Here is a 12,947-nt window from a genome sequence, read left to right on the forward strand (position 1 = left end):
AACCATGTGCGGACGGTCCGCTCGGTCCGCAGGGGGTCCCGGATGCATCCCGGCGTCCGCACTGGGGTGGTTCTACTTCACAGTCATGGGACCAGCAGCCGTTACGACGCCGGGATCCCCCGGCTCGTGCTACGCCGCGACGCCCGGGGGGCGGTGCCTCGGCGGCGCCCTGCCGAGCACCGCTGAGGACAAGGCGGCCCAGGCAGGGCAATCGGCCTCCTGGTCGGACGGCTGGGCGGGCCGGCCGCGCCGACACTCATCGTCTTCCCGGTGTTCGCATTCGTCACCCGGCTCACGACGGTCAACCACAGGAGGCATGAGCCCCCGGCCCCGGCAGCGGGGCCGCCCGCGTACCCGGGCCGGCTTCAGCGCCTGGACGCCCCGGGCGAGGTGCGGGCGGCGGTGCGGCTCGCTGGTCCCGGTTCTTCTTGGCTGTCGGTTGGCCGGCCTCACCTGCCGGTCGGCCTGTCGGGCGCCGCACACGGCGGGTCCGCCGGGAGGCGTGTGGGGAGGCCGGCCCGTTCGTCGTCGGTGAAGGTCCGGTAGCCGATGACGCGGCAGAGTTCGTTCTGCCACGCCTGCGGGTCGAGGGCCAGTGGGCCGCCGGGGCCGGAGGAGAGCCCGTAGATGATGGTCCGGCCGTCCCCGGAGGCGTCCATGAAGCGGTACGAACTGTTGTTCCTGCCCGGCGGTGCGCCGAACTCGTACGAGTCCTGCGGGGCGCGCTCACCGACCCGGTAGGTCCGGACGGCGTTGTTGGCGGCGAGCAGGAAGCGCCCGTCGTCGAGGAAGGAGGCGACGAACGGGGTCACCAGGTCCTCGGCGACGCTCTGCAGCGGGCCGAGTTCGCGGCGCAGCGGGTCGCGCCGCCAGAGTTCGACGATCGATCCGCGGCGCAGCAGTGCGAAGTAGCGGCCGCTGCGGTCGAACTGGATCGAGAGGACGTCCTCGGTGGTCCGGATGGTCTGCGTGGCCTTGCCGGTGGTGATGTCGACGATGCGGACTTCGGGGTCGCCCAGGACGATGACGGCCACCTCGTTGGGCGTCGGGCTGGGGGCGATCACGACGTCCGGTGTGCCGGCGGGCAGCAGGGGGGTCACGTCGAACTTCGCGAGTTCCCGGCCGGTGCCCGGTTCCCAGCGCTGCACCACGCTCCCCGAGATGGTGAGGATCTTTCCCTCGGTGTCGAAGAAGTGGGCGAAGTTCCACTTCCAGGCCTCCCCCGCGGGCAGGTCCGGCCCCAGGACGGACGGCTCGGGGACGGGCAGGGGCGGGGGTTCGGCGGCCGTGATCGCGGCGACCTCCCGCAGGGTGGCGACGTCGCGGACGGAGACCACGTTCGTCGCCTCCTGGTCGGCGAGCAGGGTTCCGTCCCGGTTGAACTTGACCGGGTCGGCGTCCCCCGGCTTCCAGTACGGCTGGCGGCGGGCGGTCTCGGCGAGCAGCCGGTCGCTGTCCGCGTCGGCCGCGGGCCGCAGCTGCATGCCGGACCCGTCGGCGAGGATGCTGAGCGTCCGGGTGCCGTCGGGGGTGAGCCGCTGCTGGCCGACCGGCAGGACGGCGGCGCCGGGTGGGAGTTCGGTGTAGGTGACCGCCGCGTCGTCCCAGCTGACCTGGTAGAGGCGGCCGGCGGCCTCGACCAGTGCGTGGGTCACGTAGGTGTGGACGTTCGTGGGGACGGTGGCGATCACCTTCCCCTGGTTCAGGTCCACTACCCGGATGGTGTCCGCGTACCCCAGGGCCACGCGGCTCCCGGTCGTGTCGGCCGCCTGGGTGTAGCAGTTGTCCGTCTTGTACTTCTCGTCCTGGTCGGTGAACGGCCGGCCCTGCGGGGCGCCGTCGGAGGTCCGGACCAGACTCACCGTGGAGGTGCCGTCCCCGCGGCGGCACACGACGGCCGCGCTGCGGTCCGTGGAGAGTTCGACGTCGTCCACGTCCGCGGCGACGGCCCGGGTGGCCCCGGTGTCCGGATCGTAGGCGAGCAGGGCGCTGTTGTTCTTCCCCAGGCCGGTACGTCGCAGCAGCAGGGTTCGGTCGTCCGCGCCGATCCACAGCGGCCCGTTGTCGCCGCCGTCGTCCTTGGGCGCGGGTGTGGTGCGGAGCAGGGTGTCGTGGTCCAGGTCCCACCAGACCAGGTGGTCGAGCACCCGGGCCACGATCCGGGTGCCGTCCACCGACATCGACGGGCGCAGGCCCTTGTCGGCCCGGCTGGACGAACCCGGTGCCACGGGCAGGCGGTGGATCTGCCCGACGGGCTGGTCGGCGTCGGCGTCGACGGGGAACCAGACCGCTTTGCCGTCCTCCTGGAGGTAGGCGGCCCGCCGCCCGTCCGCGGAGACCAGCGGGTACCGCACCTGGCCGACCGAGGGCACCTGGACGCCGCGGACGGTTCCGGTGGCGGCGTGCACGAAGAGCGTCGCCCGGCCGTCCTGGGAGGTGGCCAGCACCACGTTGCCGTCACGGCTCGTCACCACGTGGCTGACCGTGCCCAGCAGGCCGGAGACCAACCGTCCCTCGCCGGCGTGCGCGAGGTACACGCGCAGCAGTTGGTTGCGGGCCTCCTGGGTCGGCGAGGTCCGGTAGGCCGCGAGCGCCAGCATCACCGAGCGGGCGGGGTCGCTGGAGGCCGCGTCCACCGAGGCCTGTGCCAGGGCTCGCGAGGTGGCCGTGGCCTCCCGTGCCCGGTTCTCCTGGCGGGATGCCACCAGGAGCGTGCTGGTGACCAGGGCGAGTGCGGTGAGGACCGCGACGCCGGACACGACGGCCCGCCGCCGGCGGGTCCGGGAACGGCCGTGGGCCCGTACGGCCTCCAGGTAGGCGTGCTCGGCCGCGCTCAGGTCGGCGCCGCGCTCGGTCTCCCACCGCGGGGAGCGGTCCGGCAGGGTGGTGCGCGGCGGTCCCGTGCGCCCTGACTCCTCCCAGGCGTCCATGTCGCGGCGCACGGACTCCAGCCAGACCAGGAAGGCGCGGTCCTCCGCCGCCCAGCGGGCCAGCCGCTCCCAGCCGCTGATCAGCGCCTCGTGTGCGAGTTCCACCGTCTCGTCGCCCTCGGCGTTCCGCCCGGTGACCAGCAGGCGGGTGGTGGCGAGCTGTTGGGCGATCCGCCATTCCTCCTCGCCCAGTTCGCCGCGCAGGGCGGTTCGGCGGGTCGCGGCCGGGGAACCCGTCGGGACGCGGATCAGCCGGGTGAACAGCCGGCGGGCCGCCGCTTCGTCCGCGGTCCGGAGCTGTTCGTCCCACACCTGGTCGGCATGGGCGCTCAACGCGCCGGTGACGCCGCCCAGTTCGCGGTACGCCTGGTAGGTCAGCAGGCCGCCACGCTGGCCCTGCCACAGCAGGTCGAGGGTGAAGCCGAGCAGCGGCAGGGCGCCCGGCTCGGTGCCGGTGTCCTCCAGGATGCGGTCCACCAGGGCGGGTTCGTAGCGTACGCCGGGGATCGCGTCGATGGGGGCGGTCACCACCTCGCGCAGGCGCTCCGGGCTCAGCGGGCCGAGCGCGTGGATCCGCCGGCTGAGGCGCGGCCCGAGCCGGGGGTGGGCCAGCACGAGTTCCAGGAAGTCGGCCCGCAGCGTGGTCAGGACGCGGACGGTGCTCGGCAGCGCGTCGTCGAACAGCACGTCGGCCAGCGCGTCGACGGCGGCCGGGGCGAGGGCCAGCAGTTCCTCGAACTGGTCGACCACGACCAGCAGCCGGTGGCAGCCGCGCCGTTCCAGCACCCGGGCCACCACATCGGCCAGCCCACCGCCGGCCAGCCGCTCCGCCAACTCGGCGACCCAGGCCAGCCGACGGGTCTCCGGGACCTGCGGCAGTCCGGGCTCCAGCAGCGGCAGCAGCCCGGCGGCGAGTGCGGTCAGCGGGCTGCTGCCCGAGGCCGGCCGGACGACCACCGCCTCGGCACCCGCCGCCCGCATCAGCGGGACGACCCCGGCCAGGGCCACCGACGACTTCCCGGAGCCGGAGGCGCCGACGATGCTCACCCACTGCTCGGCGAGCAACGCCGACGCGAGTTCCGCGCTCTCCACCCGCCGGCCGTGGAACAGCGCGGCGTCGGCTTCCCGGTACGCCGCCAGGCCGCGGAACGGGGAGGGTGGCAGGGCCAGCTCCCGCAACGGCGGCCAGGCCCGGAGCAGCCCGGCCGTCGGGATCAGGTAGCTGACCGGCGGCTGGCCCGACTCGGCGACCGCCATCATGCCGACCACGCCGACGAGGTGTTCGTCCCAGGCCGGGCCGCCGCTGAAGCCCCGGGTGACCGGGTAGCCCTGCCCCGCGAGGTCGGCCTGCACCCACCCGTGGGCCTGCTCCGCCCGCAGGACGCCCGAGTGCCAAACCCCGCCGGGGCGGCCGGCCGGGAAGCCGAAGGCCCGGACCGGGTGCTCCCACACCTCGTCCGTCTCGATCAGGCGGACCGGCCTGCCGCCGGGCAGCGGGGCGTCCAGCCGCAGAACGGCCACGTCCCCGCCGCCGGACTCCAGGGGCGGCATCCAGTGCTCGACGCTCGCGGTCACGCCCGCGCCGCCGGTGGAGGAGGTGGGCTGCAGCGGCAGGTCGACGTCGAGCCGGGCGGCGGCCTCGGGCCGCTCGTCCGGCCGCAGGCCGAGGGCCGCGGACACCACGTGCGCACAGGTCAGCGCCAGCTCCGCGGAGACGAGGAACCCCAGCCCCACGGGATCGCCGCGGGTGTCGCGCACCCGCAGCACGGCCGAGTTGAGGGCCTTCGGGCCGATGCCCTCGGCCGGGGTCACTCCGTCGGCTCCGCCTGCTCGGTTTGCTCCGTTTGCTCGGACGGCTCGGACGGCTCCGTCGGCTCGGACGGCTCGGACGGCGCGCGGTGCCAGGTGAGCGAGACCTTGAAGTTGGCCTGGGCCGCCGTGCTGGAGATGATCACATCGGCTTCGGCTGACAGCGACAGTCCGAACTCCAGGCTGAGTTCGTCAGGCGCGTGGGCCATGCCGCGGAAGCCGTCGACGAAACCCTGCGCGACCGGCCGGATCCCGGTCACCATCTCCCCGAGCGAGCGCGTGGCCCGGGCCACCACCTGGCCCGGTCGCGCCACCCGAACCAGGCCCTCCTCGCCGGCCGGCGAGATCTCGACCCGCACGACGTCCTGCGCCCCGCCGTCGACATCGACGGGCAACTCCACGTGGTACACGACGCATCCCCCTCAGGACTTCCCTGCCGTTCCTCGCGGCGGCGCCGCGCCACGGATTCCCCTGAAGCCCCCTCCGAAGAGCCCCCGCGACGCCGCACCGGCCACCAGCCGCGCCGAACGTACAACAGCGAGCAGACCGCCGTGTACAGAACACGGAAACGCGGCCGGCGAGGGCCTCAGGCTCAGCGCCGACCCAGGAACCATCCCCGCGCGTGCGGGGCCGACCACGGGCCGGTGGGCGGCTCCTCTTCCCACTCGGACATCCCCGCGTGTGCGCGGCCGACTTGAGCGCATCGCTCACCGCGCGCTCGCTCGCGGAGCCAACCCCGCGTGTGCGGGGCCGACGGCTTCCTGGTCGTCCCGCGCGTGTTCAAGCGGGAGCCATCCCCGCGTGCGCGGGGCCGACACCGCGAGGGTGTCCTGGACGAACATGGCCTCGGATCCATCCCCGCGTGTGCGGGGCCGACTCGCCGTCCACGTCGACGGAGATGGTGACGACGGAGCCATCCCCGCGTGTGCGGGGCCGACCCGGCGGCGAATGGCGAAAGGCCAACGGCGGCGGAGCCATCCCCGCGTGAGCGGGGCCGACGTCACCGGGCGGCGCAGGTTGCGCTCGTCTCCGGAGCCATCCCCGCGTGTGCGGGGCCGACGCCACAATGTCGGCGGTGGTGTACCGCGCGGTGGAGCCATCCCCGCGTGTGCGGGGCCGACACTTCCTGACCTGCTGTGATTCGCCCCAGGATACGCGAAACGATTCAGTTCGAATCCGCAGCCCAGCCTGCCAGGGCCGAAGCTCAAGGCCGACCCGAAACTCCGCTCCTTCAGTCTGACACCGAGGAAACCACGCTCGCGAGCACAAGTCCGAACTCCTCGCAACGGAGCTGTCCTTACCCTGAGGAGGAGCAGCGAACGACGTCCGGAACGGCCCGAGGCGGTCCGCCAGGACGACCAGTCCGGCCTCCACGCCCTCGCCGCCGTCATCGTCGCACGACGCACCCCGTCCTCGAACTCCGGCGTTGTCAAAGGAACAGGTCATCCGGATCGTTCTGTGGAGTCAAGGCTGTCCGGTGCTGCCAAGGATCCTGCCACTTCGAATACGTGCTGGCGGATCGGGTCGCGGGCCGGAAGACTCTGCTGCTGTGGACATGGGGATCTCTGGTTTCAGACCGTCTTTCCTGATAGGGGTCGAGGCGGTTCGGCAGGCTCACGAGGCACGTCTGGCAGCGCTCGTTGGCAGGCGGCTGACGGGGTTCGCCCTGGTGCGCTTCGCCGAGGACGACGACTGGTTCGCCGACTGCCCGGTGGTGGTGGACTTCGACGGTCTCCGGGTGGAGGTCTGCCACGCGAAGCTCGACGAACTCTCGATCGGCTGGAACACCATCGACACCGCCGCGGCCATCACCGGGTGGGAGCGGTCCGAGCTCACGCCCCGGTGGTCCCACAGCGACGAACGGCTGGAGCTGTTCATCGGCCAGGAACTACGCGAGGTCGCACTGCTTGAGTGGCGGCCGACAGACCGTGACCTGGCCGCCGCAACGGTGGCGGTGGAGTTCGCCTTCGCCGAGGACCGTCTACGGATCGTCAACGGCCTCGACGAGAACCGCATCGAGATCGGCGCGACCCCGCCGGACTACATCCGGCACCGGATGCGCCGCTGATCGCTACCACCCGGCCGGCCTCTGGACGATCCCAACGACAAGGCAGGGCGGCCTGCGCAGGGATGCCGATCTGCCGAGGCGTCGGCCCGACCGACGCGGAGGCGTCGGGGACCCGCTTCAGTAGCCGGTCGAGGGCGGCTTGCCCGTCGCCGGCCGTCAGCGCGTTGGTCGTCCGTCGGCGGGATGGCCGCGAGCACCGCCGGGGGCCGGCTGGCGGCACCCTACCCGGGCCAGCCGTTGCAGTTCTCGAAGCCGTCTTCCACGCTGCCGGTGAACGCCAACGCTTCGCGACCGATCCCGAGGGCACCGAGCAGGGTGTCGAGCGCCGCGCCCGCGTCCTCCACCAAGCGGCTCACCCACACGGACGTGTAAGGGGAAGCCGCGCCTTCGAACGCGCTCAGTGCGAAATCGGTCCCTTCGATGCGGAACATGGCGACGTTCACGTAGCCGATGTCCTCCCAGCTCCGTTCGACGGTCAGCCGCAGCCGCAGCCGGTCCGCGAGCGCGTCCAATGGCGGCTGAAGCCCCGCCACCATGCGGAAGGGGCTCACGGCGTACTCCCCGTGCTCTGCTGGAACGCCGGGCTGCGCTTGCCGACTTGGTACGCCGGGGCCTCCTCCCTGTCCGGTTCGGGCCGCGGCACCTCGACCTCGGCCATATCGACCCCCTCCGGCCTTTCCGGCCTCGTCGCTGCCACCGACGCCCACCCTGGCCCTGGCCCCGGACTCGGCGGTACCCCGGCGGGCGCCGCCGCGAAGGACCCACCCGCCACGACAGCCGTCCTGCTTCGCGAAAGCTCAGTGCACGTACCACATGCCCGATCCGAATGACCCGCGTGCATGAACTCCCCCCTCCGTCGACCGGCCATCACCGCAGGTGGAAATCCTGGAGTTTGGAAGGAACGCTCCGGAGAGCAGGGCGGATTTCCGGAAATCCAGCCGCGGCGATCGCACCTTTGTGCTCCATGACACGCGGGTCGTGTCAGGCTCCGGGCTGATCATCTGGAATGCTGTTCCCAGTCCGCCGACCACGGCTTTGAGCGGCGGGCATCCGCAGTACCGGGCACTCGGCCCGGGAAGCCCACGGAGAGAACGGAACATCATGAAGCCATCCGTGCTTGTCGTGTCCACCGACCCCCAGGGGTCCGCCGTCGTCTGGGCCGAGCGGGTGGGAGACAACCTGCCCTTCGACTTCATGGCGGCGCACGACCAGGCCGATCAGCTGATCCACCTGAAGAAGACCGGCGCGAAGATCCACGTCATCGCCAACCAGAAGGGTGGCGTGGGCAAGACCACCACCACGGTCAACCTCGCGGCGTGCACCTTCGACGTCCTCGGTGCGAAGGACGAGTACCAGCACATCTTCATCGACACGCCGGGCACCCTGGCGGACGAGGAGATCCTGCGCAGGGCCCTGGAGATCGCGGACGACGTCCTGGTCCCGATGATCACCGAACCGCTGTGCTTCGACCCGACGGCCCGGACCATCCAGAAGGTCATCGAGCCGATGGACATCCCCTTCCGGATCGTCGTCAACAACTGGGACCCCCGGGACGGCCGCGCCGACCTCGAGGACACCGAGGCGTACATCACGGCGAAGGGGTGGCCCCGCGCCAAGACCGTCCTGCGCCGGTACAAGATCCACTCGCGGGCGGTGGCCGAGGGAACGGTCGTCACCCAGTACAAGGAGAGCGGTACCGCCTACCGGGCCCGCGAGGACTTCTTCCGCCTGTCCCTCGAGCTCGGATACGGGGGCCGCTGATGGCAGGCCGTCGCGTCTCCTTCGCCTCGATGGCCGCCGACCCGGTCGTCGACGCCCCGGGTGTGGACAGCGCCAACGACACCCCGGTGGCCAAGTGGATCCCCACCGCCAGCTGCCTGCCCAACCCGCGCAACCCCCGTGACGAGCTGGGCGACCTCTCCGACCTGGCGAGCATCAAGGACCGCCAGCTGCAGAGCTGCCTCGCCGTCACCCCGGCCGCCTACCTGCGGCTGTGGCCGGAGGACCGGCAGACGCTGGGCGCGGGCGCGCAGGACGTCGTCATCGTCAACGGCAACCGCCGGCGGGCCGCCGCGCAGCTGTACGGGCGCGAGCAGCTGCTCGTCGTCGTGGACGACTCGGTGGCGGAGTCCAAGGCGACCCTGCTGCGGGCCGCGCTCGACGAGAACATGGCGCGCAAGGACTTCGACCCGATCGAGGAGGCCAACGCGGTCCTGCTCATCGTGGCGCAGTACCCGACCGCCAAGGAGGCGGCCGAGGCGGAGGGCTGGTCCCAGAGCTGGATCTCGCACCGCAAGAACCTGCTGAAGCTCCACCCGGAGCTGCAGCGCCAGGTGCGGGCCAAGGCGCGCGGCGAGGAGGGCATCTCCATCAACGTCGCCCGCCGGCTCGGATCGGTGAAGGGCATCGAGGGGATGTCCCTGGCCGGGCAGACAGCGGAACTGGAGCAGCTGCTCCAGGCCGACGCCGACGCGGTGGCCGCCAGGCGCGCCGCGAAGCTGGAGGCCAAGGCCGCCGCCAAGGCGCCGGCCGAGACTCCCGCACCGCAACCCGCCGCGGCTCCCTCTGCCGCAGCCGTGGCCCAGCCGGCCACGGCTGCAGAGGCGGCACCAGCCGCCGTGCAGGCACCGGCCCCCGTGCAGGCACCGGCCCCCGTGCAGGCACCGGCCCCCGTGCAGGCACCGGCCCCCATCGCCACCCGGCCGGAGCTCGCGCCCCGCACCCCGGTCGCGAGCGCCGAGCCCGTCCAGGAAACCGGGCGATTTTCCGCGGAAAACTCCGAGCCGCTCCCGATGCCGGAGCAGCGGGCCGTCGCCCCGGCGGACGAGCAGCCGTCGGCCGCCCCGCAGACGGAACTCGGCGACGTCGACTGGCACAACGTGGAGGAGCTGGCGGACGCCATCTGCCGCACCCTCTCGGCCGACGAGGCCTACCGCCTCGCCGACGCCCTGGCCAACCGGCTGCTGACGACCAGCAGCTGACACACCCCTGGTGCCCCGGCCCCGCCGTCATGGCGCGGCCGGGGCACCACGGCGTTCGGTCAGCGGTGCGGTACCCAACAGCGGCCGGCTGACGGTTGCTCGGCGGACGAGGCGCTCGGAACCCGGTGCAGCGGTGCAGCGGTGCAGCAGGAGTCGACGGGCGCGGGCGGCGCGGGCCGGCCACGGCCGGGGCGAGCCTCCCGCACGGGGCCCGGCTACCGCCCGTTCGCGGCCACCGCCCGCCCGCGCAAGGACACCCCGAAGCGCGTACGAAGCCGGTGCACCTCCCACCAGGCCACCGCCGTCACCGTCGCGGGACCGCCGACCACGGCGCACAGCTGGACGGGCGGCGGGCCAGGCGGCAGGCCGCCGAACAGCAGCCCGATCCCGGCGAGTTCCCAGACCACGATGCCGGTGAGGACGGGCGGGAACGTCGCGTGCACCTGGTCCATGGTGAACGCCGTACGGGCCACCGTCGGCGAGGCGAAGGCCACGAACATCAGCACCCAGATCGGCACCGCCAGAACCAGCAGGTCAAACAGCGGCCCGAGGAACAGCCCCTGGACCGACCCCCGCGCCTGCGAGGCCAGCCACAGCAACGCCGGAACCGCCGTGCACGCGCCCACGTACTTCAGGGCCATCAGCACCGCAGGCCGCACCCGCGCCCGCATGGCCGGTCGGGCGGCCGGCCCGGCGAGCCGGAACAGTACCCCGACCACCACCGGTGTGGTCACCAGCACCAGCACCGGCGTGACCGCCAGCCGGATCTCGAACTGCTCGTCGAGCCGGCCCCAGTCGTCTGCCGACCCGTACACCACCAGTACCCAGAACGCCGCCGCGAGCGCCAGCCACCCCCGGATCCGCTGCACCCGCAGTACCGGCTCGTCGGTGATCCCCGGCGGCCCCGGCACGGCGAACACCTGCCGCGCCAGCCGCCGCGCCGTCCTGGCCATCGGGTACAGCCCCAGGAGCACCAGTACCGGCCACAGGCAGAACAGCATCGGCACCAGGACCCAGCCCCCGACCCTCCGCCCCACGGGCGCCAGCACCTCCCGCAGGGTCGGCCACTCCTCGCCCCGGAACCGCTGCCACAGTGGGGCACCACCCGGCTGCCGCGGCTGGTGGTGCTCCTCCCGGTAGGGAGCCCGCCGCAGGGACTCCTGATCTCCGTACCTCACGCCGAGTTCCTCACGCGCGCTGTGCCCGTCTCACCGACACATGATCAATCCGTCAGCGCCGCACCCTACTGGTGCCCGCCGGGATCCCACCCACCCGAACCCGGCGCCCACCCGACCCCGGCCGCCCGGCCTACGCCCGGCGCCGGGCCCCGACATCACCTCGGTGCGGAGTCCCTCGGGTGTGCCCCGCCGATCGGAGGAGCGGCGCTCACCCGATCAGTCACCATCCGTGCGTCCCGCCGTCCCGGCTCCTCGTACCGCCCTTGGACGGCGGAGATGCTGGCCACCCCCGGGAGCAACCGTTCCTCAGGGCGAACAATCATCGGAGGCGACCATGCCGCAACTGACCCTTGTCGATCACAAGGTCAAGCACAAATCAACCGTCCCGGCGAACTTCGGCGACGAGATCGAGCTCTTCGTACGGGAATACAAGAAGGCTTCCGGACCAGCCGGCACCCCCAAGCCGGTCCTCATGCTCCACGGCAGGAGCGTTCCGGCCCTCCCCGGCTTCGACCTCGTGCTCCCTCCCAAGGGCGGCTCCCCGAACCCGGACACCAGCTACAGCTGGGCGCAAGACCTGGCGGGCAAGGGCTACGACGTGTACGTCATGGACCTCCAGGGCTCCGGGCTCTCCCCCCGCCCGAAGATGGACGACCCGTGCAACGCCAACCCGGCCCAGCGGGGCCTGCTGGAGACCAATCCCGGCACGGGGACCTGCTCCCCGACAGCGCCCTACCCACACCAACTGGGCAACTCCCAGAGCGAATGGGACGAGCTGGCCACCGTCGTCAAGTTCATCAGGACCCGAAGCAGCAACGAGAAGGTCTCCTTCATCGGCTGGTCCGCGGCCGCGTTCGTCATGGGCCCGTACGCGCTGCAGAATCCCGGGGACGTGGCGAGAATGTTCCTTCTCGCGCCCATCTTTCCCCCGAACGGCCGATGGTCGACGCACACCGACGCACCCTTCGCCCCGCCTCCCGGAACGGGTCTGCCGACGCAGCCCGAGTCCAAGCCGCCCGCGGTCTTCGGCTTCCCGATGAACCTCACCAGCAAGGCGGGCCTGCAAGCCACCATCAGCGACAAGGACCTGGCCGGCCACGTCTGGCAGGCCATCATGGATTGCGACAGCGTCGGCCAGAAGTGGGGCGGCCCCACCGCGGGGGCGCCCGAAGGCATCATGAGGTGGCGCAACTCCTACTGGTGGGGCTGGAACAAGAGCACCGTGCCGTACGGCTCCACGCTCGGCACCGCTGTGCCGGTGTGCATCGTCTACGGAGATCAGGACACGACGGCCAACACTTCGGAGGTGCTGGGGCCGGTGCTGTACTTCTCCGTTCCGGAGCTCTACAAGGCGATTCCGGGCGCTGACAAGCTGATGATCCGTGTCGAGGGCTGGGACCACAATCCGGTCTGGGAACGTCGGGCCAACCAGACCCTGCAGCAGATGTCCTGGAAGTGGCTCGAAGACAAGAAGGTGTACGGCGTCGAGAGCGGAAGCTGGGCCATGGACATGGACGGCGTGGTGGCGGAGGTGGAGTGAGGCCCCCGACCGCGGATGACACGGGGCGAGCCGGGGCCAGCCGAACACCGGGCCCCGGCGCGAGCACGGCCGTCTCCGCGTAGCGCCTCGTGTCCGACCCCTGCTCCCCGCTCCGCCTCGACCGACGGGACGACGGCTACTCCCTCATCCCCGACGCCCGCGCCCAGGCCGCCCCCGGTGAGCGGGCGGCCTCCCAGCTTCTTCATCTGCGCGAGGCGACCGTGCCGGTGCAGGTCCTCGCCGCGGCCGCCGAACTGATCGCCTCGCAGCTCAAGAGCGAGGATCCGGCCGCCCGCGACGCTGCCGGCGACATCCCCGCCCGCCTGGTCGCCGCCATCGAGGGTGCCGTTCCCGGCCGGTAGCCTGTCCTCCGACGGGAGACCTTGACCGTTTGCCACCGCAGTTTGACCGGCCCCATGGCCTTCGACGGCGACTCGGCCC

9 protein-coding genes and 1 CRISPR repeat array are annotated in these 12,947 nt (G+C 72.3%); of the genes, 5 read left to right on the forward strand and 4 right to left on the reverse strand.

The genetic code is table 11. From position 1 onward, the window contains the following. Window positions 1-449 precede the first annotated feature (449 nt). Together ABZ449_RS26045 and ABZ449_RS26050 are read right to left on the reverse strand one after the other, a co-directional pair. Window positions 450-4,742 carry a serine protease gene (locus ABZ449_RS26045; protein WP_360350414.1) on the reverse strand — a complete coding sequence of 1,431 codons (4,293 nt, stop codon included), beginning with the start codon at window positions 4,740-4,742 and terminating at the stop codon, window positions 450-452. Further along, on the reverse strand, window positions 4,739-5,149 hold the full coding sequence (locus ABZ449_RS26050; protein WP_360350417.1) for a CU044_2847 family protein: 411 nt from the start codon (window positions 5,147-5,149) through the stop codon (window positions 4,739-4,741). The genes ABZ449_RS26045 and ABZ449_RS26050 overlap by 4 nt, the downstream gene beginning before the upstream one ends. A gap of 196 nt (window positions 5,150-5,345) precedes the next feature. Further along, window positions 5,346-5,860: direct repeats of the CRISPR family, unit length 29 nt; unit sequence GGAGCCATCCCCGCGTGTGCGGGGCCGAC. 434 nt (window positions 5,861-6,294) lie between these two features. Here ABZ449_RS26050 and ABZ449_RS26055 point away from each other — a divergent pair. Beyond that, complete coding sequence (locus ABZ449_RS26055) at window positions 6,295-6,807, forward strand: hypothetical protein (RefSeq protein WP_360350514.1); 513 nt, start codon at window positions 6,295-6,297, stop codon at window positions 6,805-6,807. A 221-nt stretch (window positions 6,808-7,028) separates the two neighbouring features. Here ABZ449_RS26055 and ABZ449_RS26060 read toward each other — a convergent pair whose 3' ends face one another. Beyond that, complete coding sequence (locus tag ABZ449_RS26060; RefSeq protein WP_360350420.1) at window positions 7,029-7,358, reverse strand: hypothetical protein; 330 nt, start codon at window positions 7,356-7,358, stop codon at window positions 7,029-7,031. Between the two features lie 643 nt (window positions 7,359-8,001). Here ABZ449_RS26060 and ABZ449_RS26065 point away from each other — a divergent pair. Together ABZ449_RS26065 and ABZ449_RS26070 are read left to right on the forward strand one after the other, a co-directional pair. After that, entirely contained in the window at window positions 8,002-8,568 is a 567-nt protein-coding gene (locus tag ABZ449_RS26065; RefSeq protein WP_360350516.1) for a ParA family protein, read from the forward strand. Beyond that, complete coding sequence (locus tag ABZ449_RS26070; protein WP_360350423.1) at window positions 8,568-9,788, forward strand: ParB N-terminal domain-containing protein; 1,221 nt, start codon at window positions 8,568-8,570, stop codon at window positions 9,786-9,788. The genes ABZ449_RS26065 and ABZ449_RS26070 overlap by 1 nt, the downstream gene beginning before the upstream one ends. 215 nt (window positions 9,789-10,003) lie before the next feature. Here the strand turns inward: ABZ449_RS26070 and ABZ449_RS26075 are convergent, their stop codons facing one another. After that, window positions 10,004-10,966 carry a hypothetical protein gene (locus ABZ449_RS26075; protein WP_360350426.1) on the reverse strand — a complete coding sequence of 321 codons (963 nt, stop codon included), beginning with the start codon at window positions 10,964-10,966 and terminating at the stop codon, window positions 10,004-10,006. Window positions 10,967-11,300: 334 nt separating this feature from the next. On the opposite strand from ABZ449_RS26075, the gene ABZ449_RS26080 reads away from it, so the two are divergent. After that, the gene (locus ABZ449_RS26080) at window positions 11,301-12,506 is read left to right on the forward strand and encodes an alpha/beta fold hydrolase (protein WP_360350429.1); all 1,206 of its coding nucleotides are present in this window, start codon (window positions 11,301-11,303) and stop codon (window positions 12,504-12,506) included. 89 nt (window positions 12,507-12,595) lie between these two features. Beyond that, a complete protein-coding gene (locus ABZ449_RS26085; protein WP_360350432.1) occupies window positions 12,596-12,868 on the forward strand; it encodes a hypothetical protein in 273 nt (90 codons plus the stop codon). The last annotated feature ends 79 nt before the right edge of the window (window positions 12,869-12,947 follow it).

It is taken from the genome of Kitasatospora sp. NPDC005856 (assembly GCF_040629945.1).
Taxonomy (GTDB): Bacteria; Actinomycetota; Actinomycetes; order Streptomycetales; family Streptomycetaceae; genus Kitasatospora.

Excerpts from the sequence above, each read along its gene's own strand:
- ABZ449_RS26055 (WP_360350514.1), top strand. The coding sequence starts at position 6,295 with ATGGGGATCTCTGGTTTCAGACCGTCTTTCCTGATAGGGGTCGAGGCG.
- ABZ449_RS26065 (WP_360350516.1), top strand. The coding sequence starts at position 8,002 with ATGGCGGCGCACGACCAGGCCGATCAGCTGATCCACCTGAAGAAGACC.
- ABZ449_RS26070 (WP_360350423.1), top strand. The coding sequence starts at position 8,568 with ATGGCAGGCCGTCGCGTCTCCTTCGCCTCGATGGCCGCCGACCCGGTC.
- ABZ449_RS26080 (WP_360350429.1), top strand. The coding sequence starts at position 11,301 with ATGCCGCAACTGACCCTTGTCGATCACAAGGTCAAGCACAAATCAACC.